Genomic DNA, 26,035 nt, shown 5'->3' on the forward strand with positions numbered 1-26,035 from the left:
CAAAAGGTTGCCTGACACTCCGCCATCGCGAGCAGGCTCACTCCTACATTTGTTTTGCAGATCAGGTTTTGCATTGATCTTCGGGGAATGCGTCACGACTCTGGCGCCAAACTTCACACAATGACCATTCGGCGCCTTCTGGTTCCATTTGGCTTGCGCAGGACACTTTTCTTCTATTCTCAGGTCAAGGATATCGACAGTATCACTGGATCGAGCCAGTCCTCCCGTGGGGCTGAATACCGGCTTTACCGAGGGTCGCCGCCATGTCGCGCAACCTCTGTCTCACCCGTCAATGCCTGGGTCTGGTGACCCGGATCGAATGCGCCGTCAAGCCGCTGGCCGGCGACAACGGCATGTGGACGCTGCTCTTCGCGGCCGGCATGGCCGGCGAACAACCTTCCGCGATCAAAGCCCAAGGCCCGTTCCACGGCCCGGTGGCGGCCGAGTCTATTCTCGACACCATCGTTGAAAGCCTGACCTTGCATGGCTACGAACTCGCCGATGATCCGCAGATCTGGAGCCTGCACCTGCAAGCTCAGTTGCGGCAGATCAACGGCGGTCGTGGGCGCAGCCTCAACGGTTAAGGCGCCGTCTGGTCCACCGGCGCCTTGTCGAGCTTGACCTCGAAGCCGTACTGCACGGTGGCGAGGTCGGTGCGCTGATAGGTTTCCACGCGAGTCGGGCGACCGTAAAAGTAGTGCACACCGAGTAGCGCCGGGCCTTCGGTGCTGGCGTCGTGGCTGACCGAGAGAATCTGCTTGAGATAGTGGCCGCTGTCGTCCTTGACGAAGAAACGCCACTCGTTGGGCGGGAAGGCTTTCAGGTCGACCACCAGCGTGTTGTTCTTGATCGCCAGGCCTTTGGGCAATGACTGCGCGTCGTAGGATTGTTTCGCCACCGTGGCCAGAAACAGCGGCATCGAGCCCACGGCGATCGCCGGGGTTTCCGGAAACAGATTCAGATCATAAGTAATCGTCGCTTGCAGCGGATCGACCTGGTACGCCTCGGGTGGCAGCTCGATCGGCTCGTCGAGTTTGCCGCCGCGCTTTTCCGTGAAGAAGGTTACCGGGCTGACCCCGGGGTTGAGTTCGTCGCCAAGCAGTTCGTCGTTGAAAGTGCGGCGGTGGGAAAACTCGATACGCGCCGCGCTCGGCTCTTCCACGGATTGATGAATGCGCACGCCGGCCTTCAGTTGTTCTTCGGTCAGGTCCGCGCCTTTGAGCCAGTTCGCGGCGAGATCGTCGTAAACCACCACCGGCAGGTCAAGCGGCTGCACGGCTTTGGCCGTGGTGTGCGGATCGAAGGTGCGAACCGGCAGGTCCAGCGGTTTGCGCGTCACTGTCGCCGAGGAGAAGTCGAGCACGCTGACTTCCAGTGTGTCGATCGGACCGTGGAAATACACCTTGTTGTAACGGCGCGGATGCTCTTTCTCGAAGGCTTGCTGGTCGTCGCTGAGCTGTTTTTCCAGGGCGTCGCTCCAGCTCTTCTGCTTCTGTAGCTGGGTGAGTTGGTGCTGATAAAACTCGACCTGCTCCGGGCTCTCGTTGATCGAACCGGCGCGCACCAGGTATTGGCCGCTGGCGTCGCGGGCCTGAACGATGAGCGGATTGATGCGGGCCTCGGCGACCTCTGCGGCCAATGGCAGGCTGTTGCTGACTTCGACCTCGGCGTAGTTCTTCTCCAGCTTGAGCAGTTTGACGCTGAGGTTGTCATTGCTGCGGGTCTGGCCGACGTCTTTCTGCGTCAGGTCGAAGCTGTACAGCCGCCGGGGCGCGATCACTTCGACCTGGCCTTGCAGGCTGACCGGTTGTGGCAGGCTTTTCTTGTCTACGTTGAGGCCATCGATGAACGGGTAGGTCACCGTCAGATCATCGGGGTTGGTCACGTTGGAGCTGGACGGGCTGAGCTGAATGCCCGGGTCGGTTTCCGACCACTCCGGCTGCCAGGCGATCACGCGTTTGTTGCTCAGCGTCACCGAGTGCCACTCGATGCCGTGCGGGAACAGAAAACCGCCGGGAATGTTCAGGTTGAAAGGAAACACCGGTTGCAGGTCGGTGAGGTAATCCGAGCTGGCGTCCTTGTGCAGCACGAACAGGCCGTTGATGAACGTATCGACCAGCGCCTGCGGGGTAGGGTAGTGCTTGAGCACGGCGAGGGCGTCGGCGCCGTATTCAGTGTGCAGCGTGATGTCGTCGAGCTTGAGTCGGGCCCGTTCCAGCAACAGCAGCGAACCGCCGAGTTCGGTGATGGCGTCCTTGAGCTTCGGATCGCTGATCGTGTCCAGTGACTGTTCGAACGTGGCAGTCTTTTCGTCGAGGTTGGCGACGTGCTTTTCATCGCCGGGCGAGCAACCACCGATGAGCAAGGCAAGGCAGATTCCGGCAGTCGTCAAGGCTGATCGCACATCCATTTCCACGCGTCCTGTCCACTGTCATTGGGCTGTCAATGCCTTGGACACTAGCAGAAAAACTTTGTCACACACACGCAGGTGGCGGATTTTCCGGCGGTTTCTGGCTGTCACAGCGGGCTGTTATACTCGCCGCCATTTCCAGCCCCTTGTGTGAGATTCAATGGAACGCTTTATTGAAAATGCAATGTACGCCACCCGCTGGCTGCTGGCGCCGATCTACATCGGCCTGTCCCTCGGTTTGCTGGCGCTGGCATTGAAGTTCTTCCAGGAAATCATCCATATCCTGCCCAACGTCTTCGCGATGGCCGAATCGGACCTGATTCTGGTGCTGCTGTCGCTGATCGACATGGCGCTGGTGGGTGGTCTGCTGGTGATGGTGATGATTTCCGGCTATGAGAACTTCGTCTCGCAACTGGACATCGACGAAGGCAAAGAGAAGCTCAGCTGGCTGGGCACCATGGACTCGTCGTCGCTGAAGATGAAAGTCGCAGCGTCGATCGTGGCGATTTCCTCGATCCACTTGCTGCGCATCTTCATGGACGCCAAGAACGTCGATCCTGAGCACCTGATGTGGTACGTGATCATTCACATGACATTTGTGGTGTCCGCGTTCGCCATGGGTTACCTCGACAAGGTCACCAAGCACTGATCAACCCTTCGAGTTACAAAGAACCGCCCGTCTGTTGCGAAACAGACGGGCGGTTTCGTTTGTGGCTTGTGCTTTCAAGCGCAGCGGCCTAACTCTGTAATGGTGCGATTCTCCACCGTTTGAGGTGCTTCCATGAACCTGCAAGAGTTGAACGCGTATGCCATCGCCGGCAAGGTCGATGAGTTGAATCTGATTTCCATGGAAGGCGGGATCTATCTGCTGGAAGCGCGCATGCACGGGGCGGCTCATCCGCTGCATGATCCGCTGGGCAAAACCCTGACTCTTCGTTCTGTCGAGCACGCGCGGGACATGCTGCATGCGTTTCCGGTGCTGCCGTTCAATCTGGTGCACACCTCGGTGCACGACGAAATGTGCGGTTTGGGCGGTGGCATCAATGAAAGCCTGAAAGTGCCGCTCGCCTGGCGCTCGGCGCTGTAGGGCCGGCCCCAGGCCCGGGGTATCTGTGCTAGTCTGCTCGCCCTTTTGGTTCCGGGCGCGCCGGGACGCGCTGTGCACGCACGGCAAGTCCTGTGGCCGTCCGCACAGCGGAGCAGTGTCATGTCCGAAGTAAATCTGTCCACCGACGAAACCCGCGTCAGCTACGGTATCGGCCGTCAACTTGGCGACCAGCTGCGCGACAACCCGCCACCGGGTGTCAGCCTGGACGCGATCCTGGCCGGTCTGACCGACGCTTTCGCCGGCAAGCCAAGCCGTGTTGGCCAGGAAGAAATGTCCGCCAGCTTCAAGGTGATCCGCGAAATCATGCAAGCCGAAGCGGCTGCCAAGGCTGAGGCCGCGGCTGGCGAAGGCCTGGCTTTCCTCGCGGAAAACGCCAAGCGTGACGGCATCACCACCCTGGCTTCCGGCCTGCAATTCGAAGTGCTGACCCAGGGCGACGGCGCCAAGCCGACCCGTGAAGACCAAGTGCGCACGCACTACCACGGCACGCTGATCGACGGCACTGTGTTCGACAGCTCCTACGAGCGCGGCCAGCCTGCCGAGTTCCCGGTTGGCGGCGTGATCGCTGGCTGGACCGAAGCCCTGCAACTGATGAACGCCGGCAGCAAATGGCGCCTGTACGTGCCGAGCGAACTGGCTTACGGCGCACAAGGCGTGGGCAGCATCCCGCCGCACAGCGTTCTGGTGTTCGATGTCGAGCTGCTGGACGTTCTGTAATCCCCAGCCTGCTTGATGGCAGGCCAATGTAGGAGTGAGCCTGCTCGCGAACGCGATGTGTCAGTTGTTGATTGGCTGGCTGACACACCGCTATCGCGAGCAGGCTCACTCCTACAGTTTTGACCGCGTTTCATATTTCGATCTTGTTGTGCAGCTCATTGGTCGGGCGCAATGCCCGGGCATAGCAGAACAGGAACAGGTTGCGCACCAGCTCCTTGAGCACCAGCGGCTCGCTGGAATTGAGGCTGCTGACGTCCAGATCACCTTGATCCTGCAGTTCATGCAAGGCTTCTTCTTCAAGCACCGCACAGACTTCGCCGGTTTCCCGATGGAGGATTCTGAGGTACGGGTGTGGGCGATCCAGCCAGGCGTCGATCAAATAAGTCATGGGTCTCATCTCCTTGAAAGGTTTCAATGAGAATAATTCTTATTCATCAAATAGCAAGTGCCTATTGGCGGATCGTGGATTTTTCCAGATAAAGGTTGTGTCAGGTCAAAATGGCTGGCTGATGGCCATGCGCGGATTCATTGAGCTGAAGCGGGGAGGGCAACGCTCCATCCCACGGCTGGCGCGGGATGGATGACACAAGGCTCAGACTTTTCTGACGAACTCGGATTTGAGCTTCATCGGGCCGATGCCGTCGATCTTGCAGTCGATGTCGTGATCGCCATCGCACAGGCGGATGTTCTTGACCTTGGTGCCGACCTTGACCACCAGCGAGGTGCCCTTGACCTTGAGATCCTTGATCACGGTGATGGTGTCGCCGTCCTGCAGGACGTTGCCGACCGAATCTTTCTTCACGGCATCATCGGCCGCCACTTCGGCTTCGCCGCTGGCAGACCACTCGTGGGCGCACTCGGGGCAGACCAGTTGGGTGCCGTCTTCGTAGGTGTATTCGGAATTGCATTTCGGGCAGGGTGGCAACGTGCTCACTAAGGTTCCTTGGGTATCAGGAGGGCTAAAGGGCGCACATTGTATAGGGTTTTAGGCTGCGAAGGGCATAGCGCAGAAACAACTGTGGGAGCGAGTCTGCTCGCGAAAGCGCTGTGTCAGTCAACATTGAGTCGATTGGCAGATTGCTTTCGCGAGCAGGCTCGCTCCCACAGGGGATGAATCAGTGCGTGCGGGCGACCGCGAACTCGCTCAGTTCAACCAGTGCATCGCGATATTCGCTGGCCGGCAGCGCTTCCAGGCACTTGATCGCACGGGCCACGTAATCGCGGGCCAGTTGCGCGGTGTATTCCAGCGATCCCGACGCTTCGACGGCGATGCGGATGCTTTCGAGGTCTTCGATCCCGCCTTTCTGGATCGCCTGACGCACGAGTGCTGCCTGTTCGGCCGTGCCTTCGCGCATGGTGTAGATCAACGGCAGGGTCGGCTTGCCTTCGGCCAGATCGTCACCGACGTTCTTGCCCAGGGTTTCCGCGTCGCCTTTGTAGTCAAGCAGGTCATCAACCAGCTGGAATGCCACACCCAGGTGATCGCCGAAGGTGCGCAGGGCTTCGCTCTGCTCGGCGGTGGCGCCGGCGAGGGCGGCGGCGCTGTGGGTCGATGCTTCGAAGAGCATCGCGGTCTTGCCGCGGATGACTTCCATGTAGGTTTCTTCGCTGGTGCTGGCGTCACGCACCTTGGACAGCTGCAACACTTCGCCTTCAGCGATGATGCGCGTGGCTTGCGACAGAATCTTCATGACCGGCATCGAGCCCAGTTCGACCATCATTTCGAACGAGCGCGAATACAGGAAATCGCCGACCAGCACGCTTGGAGCGTTGCCCCACATGGCGTTGGCGGTCGAGCGGCCACGGCGCATGCCGGACATGTCGACGACGTCGTCATGCAGCAAGGTCGCGGTGTGCAGGAATTCGATGGTGGCGGCCAGCAGGCGCATGTCGTCGCCTTCGCGACCCAGGGCCTTGCCACACAGCAACACTAATAAAGGACGCAGGCGTTTGCCGCCGGCCGAAGTGATGTAATCGCCGATTTTCGATACCAGCGGCACTCGAGACGTCAGCTGCTTCTTGATGATGCCGTCGACGGCGCTAAAATCGTCCGCCACCGCGCGGTAGAAAGCTTGGGGTTGCATCAGCGAGAGTCGCTCCAGAAGGGTTGCGCGGCATGCTAGGACCCCCGTCCAGACCTGTCAAGGCGCGATAGACGGCCACTTGCGCGACGCAGATTGCTTGCGTACAATCGCGCACCCTGAACTTCCTGGGCAGCACCTGCCTTACGCAATTGCACTTGGGCCGTTCCAGCCCCATGCAGCCATGCCAGCCAATACCTCTTCTTATAAAGAGCTGGGTGAGCAGGATTATCGGAGAAATACCATGTACGCAGTAATCGTTACCGGCGGTAAGCAATACAAGGTCGCTGAAGGTGAATACCTGAAGATCGAAAAACTGGAAATCGCTACTGGCGAATCCGTGACTTTTGATCGCGTTCTGCTGGTCGCCAATGGCGACGACGTGAACATCGGCGCACCAGTTGTTGCTGGCGCAACCGTCAAGGCTGAAGTGATCTCCCAAGGTCGTCACGATAAAGTCCGCATCATCAAGTTCCGTCGCCGTAAGCACCACATGAAGCGTATGGGCCACCGCCAGTGGTTCACCGAGATCAAAATCACCGGTATTCAGGCTTAATTACAGCCTAATTCCTCACTAGGAGAATTGAACTCATGGCACACAAAAAAGCTGGTGGTAGTACCCGTAACGGTCGCGACTCAGAAGCCAAACGCCTTGGCGTGAAGATGTATGGCGGCCAGGTCATCAAGGCCGGCAACATCATCGTGCGTCAGCGCGGCACCCAATTCCACGCTGGCTACGGCGTTGGCATGGGCAAGGATCACACTCTCTTCGCTAAAATCGAAGGCGTGATCAAGTTCGAAGTAAAGGGCGCCTTCGGTCGTCGTTACGTGAGCGTAATCGCGGCTTAATCGCGAGATCGCTGGAGAAGCCCTGTCTTGCGACGGGGCTTTTTCGTTTGTGGGGTGAGTCTCTTGCAAAGCTGTTTGTATGGGCTGTCGGCGTGCGATGCAGGTCGTGTCTTGGGGTCGCTGCGCTCATTTTTGCAAGAGTCTTATGTCTTGATTGTTTTTCGGCTCGTCCGTACGGCGAGAGGCGTTGGTTATGAAGTTTGTTGATGAAGTATCGATTCGCGTAAAGGCTGGTGACGGTGGCAACGGTGCCATGAGTTTCCGTCGGGAAAAATTCATCGAGAACGGTGGCCCGAACGGTGGTGATGGCGGTGACGGCGGTTCCATCTACATGATGGCTGACGAAAACCTCAACACCCTGGTCGACTACCGTTACACCCGCCACTTCGATGCCGAGCGTGGCTCCAACGGCGGCAGCACCGACTGCACCGGCAAGAAGGGTGAAGATCTGATCCTGCGCGTGCCGGTCGGCACCACCGTGATCGACTCCGCCACTCAGGAAGTGATCGGCGACCTGACCAAGGCCGGCCAGAAACTGATGGTAGTGCAGGGCGGCTGGCACGGTCTGGGCAACACCCGTTTCAAATCCAGTACCAACCGTGCGCCGCGTCAGACCACGCCGGGCAAGCCGGGCGAGCAGCGCGACCTGAAACTGGAAATGAAAGTGCTGGCCGACGTCGGCCTGCTGGGTTTGCCGAATGCCGGTAAAAGTACCTTTATCCGTTCGGTCTCGGCCGCCAAGCCGAAAGTCGCCGACTACCCGTTCACCACGCTGGTGCCAAACCTCGGTGTGGTCAGCGTCGATCGCTGGAAGAGCTTCGTCATTGCCGACATTCCCGGGCTGATCGAAGGCGCTTCCGACGGTGCTGGCCTGGGCATTCGCTTCCTCAAGCACCTTGCGCGTACGCGGCTGTTGCTGCACCTCGTCGACATGGCGCCGCTGGATGATTCCAGTGCTCCGGACGCGGCTGAAGTGATCGTCAACGAGCTGATCAAATTCAGCCCGTCGCTGGCTGAGCGTGATCGCTGGCTGGTGCTGAACAAGTGCGATCAGATCCTTGAAGAAGAGCACGATGCTCGCGTCAAGGAAATCGTCGATCGTCTGGAATGGACCGGTCCGGTGTACGTGATCTCGGCCATCGCCAAGATCGGTACCGAGCGTCTGTGCCACGACATCATGCGTTATATGGAAGACCGTGCCGATCGCCTGGCCGCAGACCCTGCGTACAAGGAAGAGCTGGCCGATCTCGATCAGCGCATCGAAGATGAAGCTCGTGCGCAGTTGCAGGCGCTGGACGACAAGCGTGCCCTGCGCCGCAGTGGCGTGAAGTCGGTCCATGACATTGGCGACGATGACTGGGACGAAGAAGATGTGGATGACGAAGACGGTCCGGAAATCATTTACGTGCGTGACTGATCCGTTGCGATAAACTTGAACGCCGCTCAATCGAGCGGCGTTTTAGTATCCGGAAATCGATCGTTGGTCAGCAATCGCCACGATTAACGTCACGGGCAGTGCCAGGTCGCGCTGCCCTCAAGCTAAGGTTGAAGATGATGCGGAGCAAGGTGACAGGTGCGCAGCGTTGGGTCGTGAAGATCGGCAGCGCTTTGCTGACAGCTGATGGCAAAGGGCTGGATCGCGCGGCAATGAGTGTCTGGGTCGAGCAGATGGTGGCGCTGCATGAAGCGGGCGTCGAGCTGGTGCTGGTGTCCTCCGGGGCGGTGGCGGCCGGCATGAGTCGCTTGGGCTGGACCTCGCGACCCAGTGCCATGCACGAGTTGCAGGCGGCCGCTGCGATCGGTCAGATGGGTCTGGTGCAGGCGTGGGAATCGAGCTTCGCCGAGCATGGCCGGCACACCGCGCAGATTCTCCTGACCCACGACGACCTGTCTGACCGCAAGCGCTACCTCAACGCCCGCAGCACCTTGCGTGCGTTGGTCGAGTTGAAAGTCATTCCGGTGATCAACGAAAACGATACCGTGGTGACCGACGAAATCCGTTTCGGCGACAACGACACGCTGGCGGCGCTGGTGGCCAATCTGGTCGAGGCCGATCTGCTGGTGATCCTCACCGATCGCGACGGCATGTTCGACGCCGATCCGCGCAACAATCCTGATGCGCAGTTGATTTATGAAGCGCGCGCCGATGATCCGACGCTCGATGCGGTCGCCGGCGGTACCGGCGGTGCCCTGGGGCGCGGCGGTATGCAGACCAAGTTGCGCGCGGCGCGCCTGGCGGCGCGTTCCGGGGCGCACACCATCATCGTCGGTGGGCGGCTTGAGCGCGTGCTCGATCGCCTGAAGGCGGGCGAGCGCATCGGTACGCTGCTGTCGCCTGAGCGCGGCATGCTCGCGGCGCGCAAGCAGTGGCTGGCCGGGCATCTGCAAACCCGTGGCACTCTGGTGCTGGATGAAGGGGCAGTGTCGGCGTTGTCCAAGGGCAACAAAAGTCTGCTGCCGGTAGGGGTGAAACTGGTTCAGGGCAGTTTCCGGCGTGGTGAGATGGTGGTCTGCGTGGCGCCGGACGGTCGTGAGATCGCGCGGGGGCTGGCCAATTACAGCGCCCTGGAGGCGCAAAAAATCATCGGTCAGTCGTCGGATGCGATTGTCGGTTTGCTCGGTTACATGGCTGAACCGGAGCTGGTTCACCGTGACAACCTGATTCTGGTCTAGGGAAAATTCGATGCGCGTAGCGAAAGGATTGTTGGGCCTGTTGATGGCCATGCCACTGTTGGCCTCGGCCGAAGAGATCGGTCAGGTGTCGACGGTGTTCAAATTTGTCGGGCCGAATGACCGGATCGTGGTCGAGGCGTTCGACGATCCGAAAGTCGAGGGCGTGACCTGCTACCTGTCACGCGCCAAGACCGGCGGAGTGAAGGGTGGTCTCGGTCTGGCAGAGGATCGCGCCGAGGCATCGATCGCTTGTCGTCAGGTCGGGCCGATCAAGTTCAAGGGCGAGCTGAAGGATGGCGACGAGGTATTCAAGGAGCGCACCTCGCTGGTGTTCAAGACCATGCAGGTCGTGCGTTTCCTCGACAAGAAGCGCAACACTCTGGTGTATCTGGTCTACAGCGATCGCCTGATCGAGGGTAGTCCGCAGAATGCGGTCACTGCCATCCCGATTCTGCCGTGGGTGCCTGTGCAGCCATAACACAGCAAAACCAATTGTAGGAGTGAGCCTGCTCGCGATAGCTGTGTATCAGTCAACAATTGCATCGACTGATACGCCGCCATCGCGAGCAGGCTCACTCCTACTTTTTTTGCCTGTAGCTTGTTGAATCCCAGGCAATAAAAAACCGACCCTGAGGTCGGTTTTTTAATGACTACGTCGATTAAGCGGCTTCTTTCAGCGCTTTGACGTGGCCATTCAGACGGCTCTTATGACGAGCAGCCTTGTTCTTGTGGATGATGCCTTTATCGGCCATACGGTCGATAACTGGCACAGCCAGAACGTATGCAGCTTGAGCTTTTTCAGCGTCTTTTGCGTCGATGGCCTTAACTACATTCTTGATGTAGGTACGAACCATGGAACGCAGGCTGGCGTTGTGGCTGCGACGCTTCTCAGCCTGTTTTGCACGTTTTTTGGCGGAAGGTGAGTTGGCCACCGTCGAGCTCCTCGAAAGACTTTTTAGGAAATAGCAAACAAAATAGGCCGCGAATCATGCCGATGAAGACTTGTCTTGTCAAGGGCACTTGAATCGTTCCGCTAAGTGGTAGGTATAAAGAGGCGGGATATTTATTTCCGGCGCTTGACCTGTAAACTCGCGAGCTTTGGCTCTGTGCTGTTGCGGCGCGGAGTATCGCACAAGTGGGCGCATTGTTCGCCTGCTGTTTATCGACAGGCACAAACTCTCTCAATGAATCTGCTCAAATCGTTGGCCGCCGTCAGCTCTATCACGATGCTTTCCCGGATTCTGGGTTTTGTTCGTGACACGCTGATCGCGCGGACATTCGGCGCCGGGATGGCCACGGACGCCTTCTTTATTGCTTTCAAACTGCCCAACCTGCTGCGGCGGATCTTTGCCGAAGGCGCTTTCTCCCAGGCTTTCGTGCCGATTCTGGCCGAATATAAAAGTCAGCAGGGCGAAGAGGCGACGCGCACCTTTATTGCCTATGTGTCGGGCCTGTTGACGCTGGTGCTGGCGGTAGTGACGGCGCTGGGCATGATCGCCGCGCCCTGGGTGATCTGGGCCACGGCGCCGGGTTTTACCGATACCCCGGAAAAATTCCAGCTCACCTCCGATCTGTTGCGGGTGACCTTTCCTTATATATTGCTGATCTCGCTGTCGTCGCTGGCCGGCGCGATCCTCAACACCTGGAACCGCTTCTCGGTGCCGGCGTTCGTGCCGACTCTGCTCAACGTCAGCATGATCGTGTTTTCGCTGTTCCTCACGCCGTACTTCGATCCGCCGGTCATGGCCCTCGGCTGGGCGGTGTTGGTCGGCGGTCTGGCGCAATTGCTGTATCAGCTGCCGCACCTGAAAAAGATCGGCATGCTGGTGCTGCCGCGCCTGAACCTGCGCGACAGCGGCGTGTGGCGGGTGATGAAGCAGATGCTGCCGGCGATTCTCGGTGTGTCGGTCAGTCAGATCTCGCTGATCATCAACACCATCTTCGCCTCGTTTCTGGTCGCAGGTTCAGTGTCGTGGATGTACTACGCCGACCGTTTGATGGAGTTGCCCTCGGGCGTGTTGGGTGTGGCGCTCGGTACGATTCTGCTGCCAACGCTGGCCAAGACCTACGCCAGCAAGGATCGCCACGAGTATTCACGCATCCTCGACTGGGGGCTGCGCCTGTGCTTTGTGCTGGTGCTGCCGTGCGCGCTGGCGCTGGGAATTCTCGCCGAACCGCTGACCGTTTCGCTGTTCCAGTACGGTCAGTTCAGTGGCTTCGATGCCGAGATGACCCAGCGTGCGCTGATCGCCTATTCGGTCGGCCTGCTCGGGATTATCGTGATCAAGGTGCTGGCGCCGGGCTTTTATGCGCAACAGAACATCCGTACCCCGGTGAAAATCGCAATCTTCACGCTGGTCTGCACTCAGTTGTTCAACCTGGCGCTGATCGGGCCGCTGGCCCACGCCGGTCTGGCGCTGGCAATCAGTGCCGGTGCTTGCCTCAACGCCGGGTTGCTGTTCTATCAACTGCGCAAGCAGAAGATGTATCAACCGCAGCCGGGCTGGGGCAAGTTCGGTTTCAAACTGGTTGTTGCGGTGACGGTGATGTCCGCGGTGTTGCTGGCCGGCATGCATTTCATGCCCGCCTGGGATGAGGGGCACATGCTCGAGCGCTTCTTGCGCCTGGGCGCGCTGGTGGTGGCCGGGGTGGTGGCGTATTTCGGTATGTTGCTGCTGCTGGGTTTCCGCCTGCGCGACTTCAATCGCAAGGCCTTGAGCTAAGGTTTCAGCCTTTATCGACAGGCACGGGTCGACGGTTTTGTCGGCTCGTTCACTTTGCGTTACGGTGTTGCCTGTCGTCGGCCGTCGGGTGTGGTTATAATCGACCACTTTATGAGCAAGAAGCGCGTTATGCAGCTGGTTCGAGGCCTCCACAACTTGCGCCCCCAGCATCGGGGCTGCGTCGCCACTATTGGCAACTTTGACGGTGTTCACCGTGGTCACCAGGCTATCCTGGCCCGGCTGCGTGAGCGTGCGCTCGAGTTGGGCGTACCCAGCTGCGTGGTGATTTTCGAGCCGCAGCCACGGGAGTTCTTTGCTCCCGACACCGCACCGGCGCGTCTGGCGCGGTTGCGTGACAAGCTGCAGTTGCTGGCTGCCGAAGGCGTCGACCGGGTGTTGTGCCTGGCTTTCAACCAGCGGTTGAGCAAGCTTAGCGCCAGTGAATTCGTCGATACCATTCTGGTCGATGGCCTTGGCGTGCAGCATCTGGAGGTCGGTGACGATTTCCGCTTCGGCTGCGACCGCCTCGGCGATTTCGATTTCCTCATGCAGGCCGGGCAGGTACACGGATTCACCGTCGAAGCCGCGCAAACCGTCGAGCTGGATGGCATTCGCGTCAGCAGCACGCAAGTGCGCAATGCTTTGGCCGCCGCCGATTTTGCCTTGGCCGAACGCTTGCTCGGTCGTCCGTACCGCATCGCCGGTCGCGTGCTGCATGGCCAGAAACTGGCCCGGCAATTGGGAACACCCACTGCCAACATTCAACTCAAGCGTCGTCGCGTGCCGTTCACCGGGGTGTATCTGGTGAATGTCGACATCGACGGCAAGACCTGGCCCGGCGTCGCCAATATCGGCGTGCGCCCCACGGTGCAAGGGGATGGCAAAGCCCACCTCGAGGTCCATCTGTTAGATTTTGCCGGCGATCTGTATGACCGGCGTTTGACGGTGGTTTTCCACCAAAAGCTGCGTGAAGAGCAGCGCTTCGCCTCTCTGGAGGCATTGAAAACGGCGATCAATGCGGATGTCGCCACCGCCCGTGCACTAGCCGCACCTAGCGCCCATCGCTAATGAAGAGCCTTAAATGACCGACTATAAAGCCACGCTAAACCTTCCGGACACCGCCTTCCCAATGAAGGCCGGCCTGCCACAGCGCGAACCGCAGATCCTGCAGCGCTGGGACAGTATTGGCCTGTACGGAAAGTTGCGCGAGATTGGCAAGGATCGTCCGAAGTTCGTCCTGCACGACGGCCCTCCGTACGCCAACGGCACGATCCACATCGGTCACGCACTGAACAAGATTCTCAAGGACATGATCATCCGCTCGAAAACCCTGTCGGGTTTCGACGCGCCATACGTCCCGGGTTGGGACTGCCATGGCCTGCCGATCGAGCACAAGGTTGAAGTGACCCACGGCAAGAACCTCGGCGCGGATAAAACCCGCGAGCTGTGCCGTGCCTACGCCACTGAGCAGATCGAAGGGCAGAAGTCCGAGTTCATCCGCCTCGGCGTGCTGGGCGACTTCGCCAACCCGTACAAGACCATGGATTTCAAGAACGAGGCCGGTGAAATCCGCGCCCTCGCCGAGATCGTCAAGGGTGGTTTCGTGTTCAAGGGCCTGAAGCCCGTGAACTGGTGCTTCGACTGCGGTTCGGCCCTGGCTGAAGCGGAAGTCGAGTACGAGAACAAGAAGTCCTCGACCATCGACGTGGCCTTCCCGATCGCTGACGAGGCCAAACTGGCTGCCGCGTTCGGTCTGGCCTCGCTGGGCAAACCTGCTGCGATCGTGATCTGGACCACCACCCCGTGGACCATCCCGGCCAACCAGGCGTTGAACGTGCACCCGGAATTCAACTACGCGCTGGTCGATATCGGCGACAAGCTGCTGGTGCTGGCTGAAGAGCTGGTCGAAGCCTGTCTGGCGCGCTATGGCGTGGAAGGTTCGGTGATCGCCACCACCACCGGTAAAGAGCTGGAGCTGATCAACTTCCGTCACCCGTTCTACGATCGCCTGTCGCCGGTGTACCTGGCCGACTACGTCGAACTGGGCGCTGGCACCGGCGTGGTTCACTCCGCCCCGGCCTATGGCGTGGACGACTTCGTGACCTGCAAGAAATACGGCATGGTCAACGATGACATCCTCAACCCTGTGCAGAGCAACGGCGTGTACGTGCCGTCGCTGGAATTCTTCGGCGGCCAGTTCATCTGGAAGGCCAACCCGGCCATCGTCGAAAAACTGACCGAAGTCGGTGCGCTGATGCACACCACCGTTATCGAACACAGCTACATGCACTGCTGGCGCCACAAGACCCCGCTGATCTACCGCGCCACCGCGCAGTGGTTCATCGGCATGGACAAGGAGCAAACCAGCGGCGACACCCTGCGCGTGCGCTCGCTCAAAGCCATTGAAGACACCAGGTTCGTCCCGGCCTGGGGCCAGGCGCGCCTGCACTCGATGATCGCCAACCGTCCGGACTGGTGCATCTCGCGTCAGCGCAACTGGGGCGTGCCGATCCCGTTCTTCCTCAACAAGGAAAGCGGCGAGCTGCACCCGCGTACCGTCGAGCTGATGGAAGAAGTCGCCAAACGCGTTGAAGTCGAAGGCATCGAAGCCTGGTTCAAACTCGACGCCGCCGAACTGCTCGGCGATGAAGCGCCGCAGTACGACAAGATCAGCGACACCCTCGACGTCTGGTTCGACTCGGGCACCACGCACTGGCACGTCCTGCGCGGTTCGCACCCGATGGGTCACGAGAGCGGCCCGCGTGCCGACCTGTACCTGGAAGGTTCCGACCAGCACCGTGGCTGGTTCCACTCGTCCTTGCTGACCGGTTGCGCCATCGACAACCACGCGCCGTATCGCGAGCTGCTGACGCACGGCTTCACCGTCGACGAGTCCGGTCGCAAGATGTCCAAATCGCTGGGCAACGTGATCGCGCCGCAGAAGGTCAACGACACCCTGGGCGCCGACATCATGCGTCTGTGGGTCGCTTCGACCGACTACTCCGGCGAAATGGCGGTGTCCGAGCAGATCCTGCAGCGCAGCGCCGACGCCTATCGTCGTATCCGTAACACCGCGCGCTTCCTGCTTTCAAACCTGACCGGTTTCAACCCGGCCACCGACCTGCTGCCGGCCGAAGACATGCTGGCGCTGGATCGCTGGGCGGTGGATCGCACGCTGCTGCTGCAACGCGAGTTGCAAGAGCACTACGGCGAATACCGTTTCTGGAACGTCTACTCGAAGATCCACAACTTCTGCGTGCAGGAGCTGGGTGGTTTCTACCTCGACATCATCAAGGACCGCCAGTACACCACCGGCGCCGACAGCAAGGCACGGCGCTCGTGCCAGACCGCGCTGTTCCACATCTCCGAAGCGCTGGTGCGCTGGATCGCGCCGATCCTCGCCTTCACTGCCGATGAGCTGTGGCAATACCTGCCAGGCGAGCGTAACGAATCCGTCATGCTCAATACCTGGTACGAAGGTCTGACCGAGCTGCCGGAAGGCTTCGAGCTGGGTCGCGCCTACTGGGATCGCATCATGGAAGTGAAAGTCGCGGTCAACAAAGAGATGGAAATCCAGCGTGCGGCGAAAGCCGTCGGTGGCAACCTGCAGGCCGAAGTAACGCTGTTTGCCGAAGAAGCGCTGAGCGCCGATCTGGCCAAGCTGAGCAACGAGCTGCGCTTTGTCCTGATCACCTCGACTGCCAGCGTTGCGCCATTCGTGCAGGCTCCGGCCGATGCCGTGGTCACCGAAGTCAGTGGTCTGAAACTGAAGATCGTCAAATCGGCCTTCCCGAAATGCGCACGTTGCTGGCACTGCCGCGAAGACGTCGGCGTGAACCCGGAGCATCCGGAAATCTGCGGTCGTTGCGTCGACAACATCAGCGGCGCTGGCGAGGTTCGTCACTATGCCTGATGCCGTTGGCCGTTTCGGACGGCTGAGCTGGCTGTGGTTGAGCCTGCTGGTCCTGGTCATTGACCAGGCCAGCAAGTTCTACTTCGAAAGCAAGCTCGAAATGTTCCAGCAGATCGTGATCATTCCCGATCTGTTCAGCTGGACCCTGGCCTACAACACCGGCGCCGCCTTCAGCTTCCTCGCGGACAGCTCCGGCTGGCAGCGCTGGCTGTTTGCCCTGATCGCCATTGTCGTCAGTGCCGTGCTGGTGGTCTGGCTCAAGCGCCTGGGCCGCAACGACACCTGGCTGGCCGTCGCCCTGGCGCTGGTGCTGGGTGGCGCGCTGGGCAACCTGTATGACCGCATTGCCCTGGGCCATGTGATCGACTTCATTCTGGTGCACTGGCAGAACCGCTGGTATTTCCCGGCGTTCAACATTGCCGACAGCGCGATCACCGTCGGCGCGATCATGCTGGCGCTGGACATGTTCAAATCGAAGAAAACCGAAGAGGCCGCTCATGACTGAACCGCTATCGACTGAGCAACGCATCGGCCAGAACACCGAAGTCACGCTGCACTTTGCCCTGCGCCTGGAAAACGGTGATACCGTCGACAGTACGTTCGACAAGGCCCCGGCCACCTTCAAGGTCGGCGACGGCAACCTGCTGCCGGGTTTCGAAGCCGCACTGTTCGGCTTCAAGGCCGGCGACAAGCGCACCCTGACCGTCGAGCCGGAAAACGCCTTCGGTCAGCCGAACCCGCAGAACGTGCAGACCATCCCGCGTTCGCAGTTCACCGACATGGAGTTGTCACCAGGCCTGCTGGTGATCTTCAACGATGCGGCCAATACTGAATTGCCAGGTGTGGTGAAGGAATTCGACGACACGCAAGTGACCGTCGACTTCAACCACCCTCTGGCCGGCAAGACGCTGACCTTTGACGTCGAGATCATCAGCGTCAAAGCGATCTGAGTAATAATGCAAAACCAATGTGGGAGCGAGCCTGCTCGCGAATGCTGAATGACATTCAACGTTGGTGTTGTCTGACACACCGCTTTCGCGAGCAGGTCGAATCGTCACACCGTCGCTCCCACACTGTTTTCCACAGAATTCGTTATTTCTTGCGCGCAAGACACGAGGCACAGCATGCAAATCAAACTCGCCAACCCCCGTGGCTTCTGCGCCGGTGTGGACCGGGCGATCGAAATCGTCAACCGCGCCCTGGAAGTCTTCGGGCCGCCGATCTACGTGCGTCACGAAGTGGTGCACAACAAGTTCGTCGTTGAAGACCTGCGCAGCCGTGGCGCGATTTTCGTCGAAGAGCTCGATCAGGTGCCCGATGACGTCATCGTCATCTTCAGCGCCCACGGTGTTTCGCAAGCCGTGCGCAACGAAGCCGCCGGTCGTGGTTTGAAGGTTTTCGATGCAACCTGCCCGCTGGTGACCAAGGTGCACATCGAAGTCGCCAAATACAGCCGAGACGGTCGCGAGTGCATCCTGATCGGCCACGCCGGTCACCCGGAAGTCGAAGGCACCATGGGTCAGTACGATGCCAGCAATGGCGGTGCGATCTATCTTGTCGAAGACGAGAAGGACGTGGCCGAGCTGCAAGTGCGCAACCCGGAAAAACTCGCCTTCGTCACCCAGACGACGTTGTCGATGGATGACACCAGCCGCGTCATCGATGCCCTGCGCACGCGCTTCCCGGCGATCGGCGGTCCGCGCAAGGACGACATTTGCTACGCCACGCAAAACCGTCAGGACGCCGTCAAGCAACTGGCCGACGAGTGCGACGTGGTACTGGTGGTCGGCAGCCCGAACAGCTCCAACTCCAACCGTCTGCGTGAACTGGCTGAACGCATGGCGACCCCGGCCTACCTGATCGACGGTGCCGAAGACCTGCAACAGAGCTGGTTCGACGGCGTCGAGCGCATCGGCATCACCGCCGGCGCCTCGGCACCGGAAGTACTGGTGCGTGGCGTCATTCAGCAATTGCAGGCCTGGGGCGCGACCGGTGCCGATGAGCTGGCCGGCCGTGAAGAGAACATCACGTTCTCGATGCCGAAAGAGCTGCGCGTCCGCTCGATCTGACGTTCCTGCTGCTGTCGCACAGCGCCTGTTCGGTCTCCTGACTGCTCAGGCGCACGCGACCGGTCGCCGCCAGCACGATCTGCCGCTGGCTGACCGGTGCTCGCGGCGAGCAGATGTGTATTGTCCCCGCCTGAAATCGCCGTCCCGGCATCAGCGGTTGCCCCAGATGACTGAACCGCACATAGCGGCTCACCCACCAGTTGCCGACAATCGGCACCTTCGCCTCACTGGCACGTTCAACCAGCAGCGGATTGCTGCTGTCCTCCGAACCCTTGCCGCTCAGATCCAGAATGATTCGCCAGCCACGGCTCCAGTCGCCGTCGATGCCATGGATCACCACGTTGTGATTGTGTGTCATAGCCAGTGTGCGGGCGTGGTGAATACCTTCGATCAGCGATTGCGCTGCATGATCGCGTTGAGTTGCTTCCTTGAGCGCAGCGAACGCCGGGCTGACCAGCAGCAGAACAATTGCGCCAATCGCCAGTCCCATAAGCAGTTCAATCAGGCTGAAACCGTGTTGCGGCATGAAAAATCCCTCCGTGGAATGGTGTGAGCAGCGCAATCCGTGCGCCGCGCAGGCCAAATCAGTCGGCATGTGCCGAGCGAATGTTCTAGCGTGTAGAAGCAGGTATAGCCGACGGCAACGGAGGGCATCGATGGATCTTCGTACAAAAGGTTTCACGCTGGTCGAGTTGCTGGTCGCCATCGCGGTGTTCCTGGTACTGATCACGCTGGCGGTGCCGGCCTTTACCCGTACGATTCAGAGCAGCAAGGCTGATACCGAAGTCGGCGACCTGCAGCGCGCAATCAATTTTGCTCGCCTCGAAGCGATCAATCGCGGCGTGACCACGCGTTTGCGTCCGACCGCTGGCGGCAGTGTCTGGACCGGTGAGCTGGCGGTCTACGACAGTACCGGCAATCCGGCCAATTTGTTGCGGGTTGTTCCAGCGATGAGCAGCGGGGCGACTCTGACGCTACCTTTAGGAGTGACCGCACTGGATTTCAACAATCTTGGCGGTCTGGCGGCACCGTCGACGGCGGTGGTCATCGGTTACACGCTGGGCACGCAAAGCAGGACGCTGAACGTGTGTTTGAACGGACGCATTCAACTGGGTGGAAATTGCGGATGAGGGCAGGGAGCAAAATCGCACAGGAGGGCATGACGCTGATCGAAGTGCTGGTCGCGTTGCTGATTCTCACTGTCGGCCTGTTGGGCGCGGCGGCAGTGCAACTCAATGCGCTGAAGTACACCGACAGTTCGCGGATGACCAGTCAGGCGAGCTTTATTGCCTACGACATGATGGACCGCATTCGCGCCAATTCCGGCGCCGACTACACCACTACACCGCCGACCTCGGGCAACCTCAGCGTGGCGCGGGATCAGGATCTCTACGACTTCACCACCAATATCGCCAACTTTGGCGGTCCGACCGCGACGGGCAGCATCACCCTCAACCAGCGTGTCTATACCATCACCATTACCTGGAGCGATGCGCGCGCCGCCAACGCTGCCAGTGCCCAGCGCAGTTTCGTGCTGACCAGTCGGGCGGCGGTCGATCCGGTGGCCACGCCATGAAGCATGCCAGCCGTGGTTTCGGTTTGATCGAGTTGCTGATCGCATTGGCTTTGGGGCTGATTGTCGTGCTGGGTGTGGTGCAGATCTTCATTGCCGCGAAAAACACCTACGTCAGTCAGAACAGCGCCGCGGCGATGCAGGAGGACGCGCGTTTCGTCCTCAGCAAAATGATTCAGGAAATCCGCATGGTCGGCATGTTCGGCTGTCTCGGCACCATCACTGATTCGAGCAGCGCGGGCGACTTCAACGCCGCGCAACTCACCCCGATCAATTGGGATAACGCCAATCTCAAGCTGACCATGGTCACCGCCGATGTCGGCAGCGGCGGGGGAACGCCGACCTGGACAGTGATTTCAGACTGTCGCAACAGCGCGGTCGCCTACAGCGGATTGCGCAGCCCGACCACGGGGCAAATCGCTTTCCCGATCCGCCGCCTGATCTACAGCTTCAGCAATAACCAGATCCTCATGGGCACCGGCAGCGGCAATCCCGCGCAGCAAGTGCTGGTGAACAACGTCAGCGCCTTCAACGTCACCTTCGGCCTGGCCAGCTCCGCGACCGACGTGGCGGCCTCCACTTACAGCAGCAATCCCGGGGATCCCGCGCGCATCCGCAGTGTGCGTCTGAGCCTGACCCTCACCGACCCGAACAACCGGGTGCGCAATCAAACCTTCAACGTGGTTGCGGCATTGCGCAATCGCTTGCAGTGAGGGGGCGGTGATGAGGATTTCCTTGCAACAACGTCAGGCACAGCGCGGCATGGTCTTGCTGGTCAGTCTGGTGTTTCTGCTGTTGCTCACGTTGATTGGCTTGTCGTCGATGCAGAGCGCCAACCTGCAAGAAAAAATGGCCGGCAGCGTGAGCCTGCGCAATCAATCGTTCCAGTCTGCGGAAGCGGCGTTGCGTGTTGGCGAAAGCGCGGTGCAGCTGGACAGTTACTCGTTGGCCGTGTGCAGCGGCACGACCCAATGCCTGCCGCCGGCGGAGTCGTCAGTGGTCAGTTCGGCCGGCTTCAATTCGACCTCGGGGGTGACCTGGGTCGCCGCCGGTAATGGCTTCTATGGCGTGCAGAACATCGGCACGACCCTGACGGCAGTGAACGTGCCAAGTAACACCTCGGCGACGTTGTATCGAGTCACCGCAGTCGGCATCGCCGGCAATTCGCGTAGCGTGGTGGAGAGTATCTATGCGAAGTATTGAGCGCTGCGGCTCGCTGCTGATCGGCATGCTGCTGAGTTTCTATCTGGCGGCGCCGGCGTGGGCATTCACGCCTTCCGATTCGCCGCTGCTGAGCGCGGCTGCGGTGGCGCCGAACGTGATGCTGCTGATCGACGACTCCGGCAGTATGAACAGCATCATCTACGCCGCCGGATTCGACCCGAACGTCAACCGCACACCCGCCCGGCAGTGCAATGCTTTTCTCGGATTGTGCTCTGCACTCAATGCTCCACAGATCACCGGCGACACGGTGTTTCTATCGAGCCTGCCGACTTCCGGGTGCTCGGGAGGCGCCTATGCGTTCTACAACAACAGCGTGGCGCCCTTGTGCCTCAAGCTCCCCGACCCCGTAGGCAACGAGAACACTCGGTATTCCGCCGATTACATTTCCTACATAGTCAGCCTGGCTAACAGCACCGGCACCCGCGACTTCACCACGGGGGCGATCCCCAACGATTACCGGATGAACGTCGCGCGCAACGTTTCCACCGCACTGGTCAGCAGCAACCGCACCCTGCGCATGGGCCTGTCGACGTTCAACCCGGCCACCAGCAGCAATCCGGGCAATGGTGGCTTCATCGCGCGCTCGATCACCGATCTGTCGCCGGTTACCGGCAGCGTGACCCAGGCCCAGGCGGACGCTAACTACAATGCGCTGATTTCATCGATCAACGGCTTGAATGCCGTGGCCAATACACCGTTGGCCGAGAGCTATTACGAAGTGACTCGCTATATGCGTGGCCTGGCGCCGTATTACAACGGCACGCCGGCGACCTATACCAGCCCGATTCAATATCGCTGCCAGAAAAACTACGGCGTGGTAATCACCGATGGCTTGCCGACTTACGACCGGACGTTCCCGACTAACGATCCGCTGGGGGGCAGCCGTTTACCGAACTGGGATGGCGTGAATAATGATGGCGACAACCTCAACGGCGACGGCGAAGGCGACACCCTGTATCTGGATGACATTGCCAAATTCGCCTTCGACATCGACATGCGCTCGACCGGTACCGACGCCGCCGGCAAGAGCTGGAACGCGGTGGATTTTCCCCGGCAGAACATGAACACCTACATCGTGGGTTTCGCTGCGGATAACGACATGTTGTCCGACGCCGCCAGTTATGGGCAGGGCAGGTACTACCAGGCGACCGACAGCTCCGGGCTCAATGCGGCGTTATCGTCGGCATTGAGCGATATCACTTCCAAGGCCGGCTCCGGTGGTGCCGGCGTCGCCAGTAGCAGCACCTTGAGCAGTGGCAGCAGTTTTTACCAGACCACTTACGATCCCAAGGATTGGCGCGGCACGATCAGGTCGCTCGGCTTTACCTCGACCGGCACGGTAAATACCTCGGCGGCGCAATGGTCGACCGACACCACGATCGTGCCCTCTGCCACGGCGCCGACTTTCCAGTCATGGAACACCGCGAGCAATGCGCCAATTGCTCTGGCATTCGGCAGCTTTCCCCCAGCCCAGCAGACCACGCTGAATCAGGGCCTGCCCACCGGTATCAACGGCAATGATCTGGTCGAGTGGAGCAAAGGTACCAACAAGGCCGGGCTCAAGGTGCGTAGTGCGCTGCTCGGCGACATCATCAATTCGCCACTGGTGCTCGCGTCGCCTTCGGACAAGACCGCATCCGATTTGACGGGTGACAGCAGCTACACCAACTACCTGACGACCAAGGCTGCGAACATGAACACCAGTCTGGTGGTCAACGCCAACGACGGTTTCGTCAACGTGATCAATTCGGCGAACGGCACCCGCCGTTATGCCTATATGCCCTCCAGCGTGCTGCCGTCCCTGCGACTGATCGCGGACACCAACTACGTCAACGGCGTCAGCCACAAATTTCTGGTGGATGGTCAAGTCGGCGTGTTCGATGCGCAGGCCGGTACCACCTGGAAAACCCTGGCCATTGGCGGAACGGGGGCCGGCGGCAAAACCTTCTATGGGCTGCAACTGTTCGATGCCTCGGCAGGTAACGTGATCAGGGCGCTGTGGGAAGTCAGTGCGCCGGCCACGGCCAACACGGCGAATGCGTTCAATGATCTGGGTTACGCCTATGCCAGGCCGGAAGTGGCACGCTTGGCCAATGGTCGCTGGGCGACTTTCATCGCCAATGGCTACGGCAGCAATTCGGGGGTTGCGGCTTTATATGTACTGGATGCGCTGGATGGTTCGCTGATCAGAAAAATCGTCGTCGACAGCACGGAAACCAGCAACGGTCTGTCATCTGTGGAACTCAGGGTGAACTCTTCGAACGTGGTACAGGCGGCCTACGCTGGCGACCTGAAAGGACGCATGTGGAAATTCGACTTGAGTGCACCGGCGCCGGAGAGCTGGGGCGTGGCCTTTGCCGGCAAGCCTTTGTTCACCGCGCCGGGCGGGGCAACGCAGCCGATCACCGCGCAACCGCTGCTGGCGGATAACGCTCAGGGCGGCAAACAGGTGTTCTTTGGCACCGGCAAGTTCAACGAAACCGCCGACAAGACCAACAAGGATCTGCAGGCGTTCTATTCAATCTGGGATGCAGAAGGCGGGGCCGGACAAATCACCGTCAGCAGTTTGCAGGCGCAGGCGATTACCGGTTCGTTCTCCGGCAGTTCCGGGCAGTTCCTGACCACCAGCCAGAATGAAACGACGTATCCGGGAGAGAAAGGCTGGTATTTGCCGCTGGTGTACAACAACGTGCTGACCGGCGAGCGCGTGATCAACCAGGCGAGCATTGTGTTGGGGCGAGTCGTTTTTACCACCGCCAGCGTCGATACCACTGACCCGTGTTCTAGCTTTGGTACGGGCAGACTGGTCGAACTGGATGCGTTCAACGGTAAGATGCTCAACTACGCCGTGATCGACACCACGGGTGACCGTTTGGTCGACAGCAATGACACGATATCCAGTGGCGTGGTATTCACCGGTGGCATTCCGACCCTTAACGTCATTTCCCGAGATGCCAAGACCAAGCTCGTGAGCGACACCAGTGGTGTCATCACCACCGTTGTGGAAAAAGGTGGCGGCGGCAGCCGTCGTATCATGTGGCGACAAATCCAGTAAGCGAGAATTTGAGGCATGCGCAGATCCAGCCGAGGTTTTACCCTGATCGAAATCATGATCGTCATCGCGATTATCGGGATCATCCTCACCATCAGCATTCCCAGCTACAACGAATACGTGAAGAAGGGCCGTCGCGCCGAAGTGGTCTCGCTGCTCTCGGAGCAGGCGCAGACCCTCGAACGCTTCTACACCCGCAACAATGTCTACACCGGCGTCACCGGGCTGAGCACGGGCAATGATTTCTACACCATCACTCCAACGCTGACCGACCAGACCTTTGTGCTGACCGCGATTCGTAAAACCGGATCGGCCATGGCCACCGACAAATGCGGTGATTTCACCCTGACCAATACCGGCGTGCGAAGCATGAACAACGCGACCACCGGAGTGACCACCAAGGATTGCTGGGGCCGCTGACGCACTCTCTTTCGGGCGCCTTTTGCGCCCACTGTCTTTTTTTACGGTTGGATCAAACATGACCAGGCAACAGCAAGTGGTGATTGTCGGTGGCGGGGTAATTGGCCTGCTCACTGCCTACAATCTCGCCTCCGAAGTGCGCAGCGTAGTGCTGCTGGACCGCTCGAATGTCGGCCAGGAGTCGTCCTGGGCCGGCGGCGGCATAGTTTCGCCGCTGTATCCGTGGCGCTACAGCCCGGCGGTTACTGCGCTGGCGCATTGGTCGCAGGATTTTTATCCACAGCTCGGCGAGCGCTTGTTTGCCGGCACCGGGGTCGATCCTGAAGTGCACACCACCGGCCTGTATTGGCTGGATCTGGACGATGAGGCCGGAGCGCTGGCCTGGGCCGAGCGGGAGAACCGGCCGCTGCAGGCTGTGGATATCTCGGCGGTGCATGACGCGGTGCCGGTCCTCGGCAGCGGTTTCAGCCGGGCGATCTACATGGCCGATGTCGCCAACGTGCGCAACCCACGGCTGGTCAAGTCGCTGAAAGCGGCATTGCTGGCGCTGCCGAACGTGACGATTCATGAGCAGTGCGAAGTCAGTGGTTTCGTCCGCGAAGGCGAGCGCGTGGTTGGTGTGCAAACCTCCACTGGGGTGATCAGCGGCGACGAGATTGTGCTGACGGCGGGGGCGTGGAGCGGTGATCTGCTCAAGACGCTGAACCTGACGCTGCCGGTAGAACCCGTCAAAGGCCAAATGATTCTCTACAAGTGCGCGGCTGATTTTCTGCCGAGCATGGTGCTGGCCAAGGGGCGTTACGCGATTCCGCGTCGCGATGGTCATATTCTGATCGGCAGTACGCTGGAGCACGAAGGCTACGACAAGACCCCGACCGATGTGGCGCTGGAAAGCCTCAAGGCCTCGGCGATCGAGTTGTTGCCGGCGCTGGCGGATGCTGAAGTGGTCGGGCATTGGGCCGGGCTGCGGCCGGGTTCGCCGGAAGGCGTGCCGTACATTGGCCGGGTGCCGGGGTTCGAGGGTTTGTGGCTGAACTGCGGGCATTACCGCAATGGGCTGGTGCTGGCGCCGGCCTCGTGTCAGTTGTTTGCCGATGTGATGCTGGGGCGGGCTCCGATCATTGACCCGGCGCCGTATGCGCCTGAGGGCCGCATCTGAAGCAAGATCAAAAGATCGCAGCCTTCGGCAGCTCCTACAGGGAACGCATTCCAATGTGGGAGCT

At 60.0% G+C, this 26,035-nt stretch carries 28 protein-coding genes; 22 read left to right on the forward strand and 6 right to left on the reverse strand.

Annotated features, from left to right (window positions below; translation table 11 throughout):
- Window positions 1-263: 263 nt before the first annotated feature.
- On the forward strand, window positions 264-584 hold the full coding sequence (locus DCO47_RS15155) for a hypothetical protein (protein ID WP_016773114.1): 321 nt from the start codon (window positions 264-266) through the stop codon (window positions 582-584).
- Here the strand turns inward: DCO47_RS15155 and DCO47_RS15160 are convergent.
- Window positions 581-2,410, reverse strand: a complete 1,830-nt coding sequence (locus DCO47_RS15160; protein ID WP_116658383.1) for a hypothetical protein — start codon at window positions 2,408-2,410, stop codon at window positions 581-583. The two genes, DCO47_RS15155 and DCO47_RS15160, sit on opposite strands and share 4 nt — an antisense overlap.
- Before the next feature lie 160 nt (window positions 2,411-2,570).
- Between DCO47_RS15160 and DCO47_RS15165 the strand changes: the two genes are divergently transcribed.
- From DCO47_RS15165 to DCO47_RS15175, 3 genes are all read left to right on the forward strand, one after another.
- Window positions 2,571-3,059 (forward strand): TIGR00645 family protein, encoded by a 489-nt coding sequence (locus DCO47_RS15165; RefSeq protein WP_016773116.1) that lies wholly within the window; start codon window positions 2,571-2,573, stop codon window positions 3,057-3,059.
- Window positions 3,060-3,191: 132 nt separating this feature from the next.
- Window positions 3,192-3,497, forward strand: a complete 306-nt coding sequence (locus DCO47_RS15170; RefSeq protein WP_042610506.1) for a DUF6482 family protein — start codon at window positions 3,192-3,194, stop codon at window positions 3,495-3,497.
- A 120-nt stretch (window positions 3,498-3,617) separates the two neighbouring features.
- Window positions 3,618-4,235 carry an FKBP-type peptidyl-prolyl cis-trans isomerase gene (locus tag DCO47_RS15175; protein WP_016773117.1) on the forward strand — a complete coding sequence of 206 codons (618 nt, stop codon included), beginning with the start codon at window positions 3,618-3,620 and terminating at the stop codon, window positions 4,233-4,235.
- Between the two features lie 130 nt (window positions 4,236-4,365).
- Here the strand turns inward: DCO47_RS15175 and DCO47_RS15185 are convergent, their stop codons facing one another.
- From DCO47_RS15185 to DCO47_RS15195, 3 genes are all read right to left on the reverse strand, one after another.
- Window positions 4,366-4,623 carry a hypothetical protein gene (locus tag DCO47_RS15185; protein ID WP_016773118.1) on the reverse strand — a complete coding sequence of 86 codons (258 nt, stop codon included), beginning with the start codon at window positions 4,621-4,623 and terminating at the stop codon, window positions 4,366-4,368.
- A gap of 204 nt (window positions 4,624-4,827) precedes the next feature.
- Complete coding sequence (locus tag DCO47_RS15190) at window positions 4,828-5,169, reverse strand: zinc ribbon domain-containing protein YjdM (protein ID WP_016773119.1); 342 nt, start codon at window positions 5,167-5,169, stop codon at window positions 4,828-4,830.
- Window positions 5,170-5,350: 181 nt separating this feature from the next.
- On the reverse strand, window positions 5,351-6,319 hold the full coding sequence (locus tag DCO47_RS15195) for a polyprenyl synthetase family protein (protein ID WP_016773120.1): 969 nt from the start codon (window positions 6,317-6,319) through the stop codon (window positions 5,351-5,353).
- A gap of 241 nt (window positions 6,320-6,560) precedes the next feature.
- Here DCO47_RS15195 and rplU point away from each other — a divergent pair, with 241 nt between their 5' ends.
- From rplU to DCO47_RS15220, 5 genes are all read left to right on the forward strand, one after another.
- Window positions 6,561-6,872 (forward strand): 50S ribosomal protein L21, encoded by a 312-nt coding sequence (gene rplU, locus DCO47_RS15200; RefSeq protein WP_007924746.1) that lies wholly within the window; start codon window positions 6,561-6,563, stop codon window positions 6,870-6,872.
- A 35-nt stretch (window positions 6,873-6,907) separates the two neighbouring features.
- Entirely contained in the window at window positions 6,908-7,165 is a 258-nt protein-coding gene (gene rpmA, locus DCO47_RS15205) for a 50S ribosomal protein L27 (protein ID WP_016773121.1), read from the forward strand.
- A gap of 193 nt (window positions 7,166-7,358) precedes the next feature.
- Entirely contained in the window at window positions 7,359-8,582 is a 1,224-nt protein-coding gene (gene cgtA / locus DCO47_RS15210; protein WP_016773122.1) for an Obg family GTPase CgtA, read from the forward strand.
- A 137-nt stretch (window positions 8,583-8,719) separates the two neighbouring features.
- Window positions 8,720-9,838 (forward strand): glutamate 5-kinase, encoded by a 1,119-nt coding sequence (gene proB, locus DCO47_RS15215; RefSeq protein WP_042610505.1) that lies wholly within the window; start codon window positions 8,720-8,722, stop codon window positions 9,836-9,838.
- Window positions 9,839-9,848: 10 nt separating this feature from the next.
- Window positions 9,849-10,316 (forward strand): CreA family protein, encoded by a 468-nt coding sequence (locus DCO47_RS15220; protein ID WP_042610504.1) that lies wholly within the window; start codon window positions 9,849-9,851, stop codon window positions 10,314-10,316.
- A gap of 181 nt (window positions 10,317-10,497) precedes the next feature.
- Here the strand turns inward: DCO47_RS15220 and rpsT are convergent, their stop codons facing one another.
- On the reverse strand, window positions 10,498-10,770 hold the full coding sequence (gene rpsT, locus DCO47_RS15230) for a 30S ribosomal protein S20 (RefSeq protein WP_003228351.1): 273 nt from the start codon (window positions 10,768-10,770) through the stop codon (window positions 10,498-10,500).
- A gap of 252 nt (window positions 10,771-11,022) precedes the next feature.
- On the opposite strand from rpsT, the gene murJ reads away from it, so the two are divergent.
- The 6 genes from murJ to ispH all read left to right on the forward strand — a co-directional run bounded on the left by murJ (window position 11,023) and on the right by ispH (window position 18,543).
- Window positions 11,023-12,561: a murein biosynthesis integral membrane protein MurJ gene (murJ, locus tag DCO47_RS15240; RefSeq protein ID WP_016773124.1), complete on the forward strand. Its 1,539-nt coding sequence runs from the start codon at window positions 11,023-11,025 to the stop codon at window positions 12,559-12,561.
- A 129-nt stretch (window positions 12,562-12,690) separates the two neighbouring features.
- Window positions 12,691-13,629, forward strand: a complete 939-nt coding sequence (gene ribF / locus DCO47_RS15245; RefSeq protein WP_016773125.1) for a bifunctional riboflavin kinase/FAD synthetase — start codon at window positions 12,691-12,693, stop codon at window positions 13,627-13,629.
- A gap of 13 nt (window positions 13,630-13,642) precedes the next feature.
- A complete protein-coding gene (ileS, locus tag DCO47_RS15250; RefSeq protein ID WP_116658384.1) occupies window positions 13,643-16,474 on the forward strand; it encodes an isoleucine--tRNA ligase in 2,832 nt (943 codons plus the stop codon).
- Window positions 16,467-16,979 carry a signal peptidase II gene (lspA, locus tag DCO47_RS15255; RefSeq protein ID WP_042610501.1) on the forward strand — a complete coding sequence of 171 codons (513 nt, stop codon included), beginning with the start codon at window positions 16,467-16,469 and terminating at the stop codon, window positions 16,977-16,979. Before ileS ends, lspA begins: the two co-directional genes overlap by 8 nt.
- On the forward strand, window positions 16,972-17,424 hold the full coding sequence (gene fkpB, locus DCO47_RS15260; protein WP_016773128.1) for an FKBP-type peptidyl-prolyl cis-trans isomerase: 453 nt from the start codon (window positions 16,972-16,974) through the stop codon (window positions 17,422-17,424). The genes lspA and fkpB overlap by 8 nt, the downstream gene beginning before the upstream one ends.
- 174 nt (window positions 17,425-17,598) lie before the next feature.
- Window positions 17,599-18,543 (forward strand): 4-hydroxy-3-methylbut-2-enyl diphosphate reductase, encoded by a 945-nt coding sequence (gene ispH, locus DCO47_RS15265; RefSeq protein WP_042610500.1) that lies wholly within the window; start codon window positions 17,599-17,601, stop codon window positions 18,541-18,543.
- Here ispH and DCO47_RS15270 read toward each other — a convergent pair.
- On the reverse strand, window positions 18,500-19,069 hold the full coding sequence (locus tag DCO47_RS15270) for a GspH/FimT family protein (protein ID WP_116658385.1): 570 nt from the start codon (window positions 19,067-19,069) through the stop codon (window positions 18,500-18,502). The two genes, ispH and DCO47_RS15270, sit on opposite strands and share 44 nt — an antisense overlap.
- A 130-nt stretch (window positions 19,070-19,199) precedes the next feature.
- Here DCO47_RS15270 and DCO47_RS15275 point away from each other — a divergent pair, with 130 nt between their 5' ends.
- The 7 genes from DCO47_RS15275 to thiO are packed head-to-tail and all read left to right on the forward strand — an operon-like array spanning window position 19,200 to window position 25,971.
- Complete coding sequence (locus DCO47_RS15275; RefSeq protein WP_116658386.1) at window positions 19,200-19,673, forward strand: GspH/FimT family pseudopilin; 474 nt, start codon at window positions 19,200-19,202, stop codon at window positions 19,671-19,673.
- Complete coding sequence (gene pilV, locus DCO47_RS15280; RefSeq protein WP_064364111.1) at window positions 19,670-20,119, forward strand: type IV pilus modification protein PilV; 450 nt, start codon at window positions 19,670-19,672, stop codon at window positions 20,117-20,119. Before DCO47_RS15275 ends, pilV begins: the two co-directional genes overlap by 4 nt.
- Window positions 20,116-20,829 (forward strand): PilW family protein, encoded by a 714-nt coding sequence (locus DCO47_RS15285; protein ID WP_116658387.1) that lies wholly within the window; start codon window positions 20,116-20,118, stop codon window positions 20,827-20,829. Before pilV ends, DCO47_RS15285 begins: the two co-directional genes overlap by 4 nt.
- A 10-nt stretch (window positions 20,830-20,839) precedes the next feature.
- A complete protein-coding gene (locus DCO47_RS15290) occupies window positions 20,840-21,319 on the forward strand; it encodes a PilX N-terminal domain-containing pilus assembly protein (RefSeq protein WP_042610495.1) in 480 nt (159 codons plus the stop codon).
- Window positions 21,306-24,395: a pilus assembly protein gene (locus DCO47_RS15295; RefSeq protein ID WP_116658388.1), complete on the forward strand. Its 3,090-nt coding sequence runs from the start codon at window positions 21,306-21,308 to the stop codon at window positions 24,393-24,395. Before DCO47_RS15290 ends, DCO47_RS15295 begins: the two co-directional genes overlap by 14 nt.
- 15 nt (window positions 24,396-24,410) lie before the next feature.
- Entirely contained in the window at window positions 24,411-24,812 is a 402-nt protein-coding gene (locus DCO47_RS15300) for a type IV pilin protein (RefSeq protein ID WP_042610493.1), read from the forward strand.
- A 58-nt stretch (window positions 24,813-24,870) separates the two neighbouring features.
- Window positions 24,871-25,971, forward strand: coding sequence for a glycine oxidase ThiO (thiO, locus tag DCO47_RS15305; protein ID WP_116658389.1), 1,101 nt, complete (start codon window positions 24,871-24,873; stop codon window positions 25,969-25,971).
- The last annotated feature ends 64 nt before the right edge of the window (window positions 25,972-26,035 follow it).

It is taken from the genome of Pseudomonas sp. NDM, assembly GCF_003105095.1.
GTDB classification, from domain to species: domain Bacteria; phylum Pseudomonadota; class Gammaproteobacteria; order Pseudomonadales; family Pseudomonadaceae; genus Aquipseudomonas; species Aquipseudomonas moraviensis_A.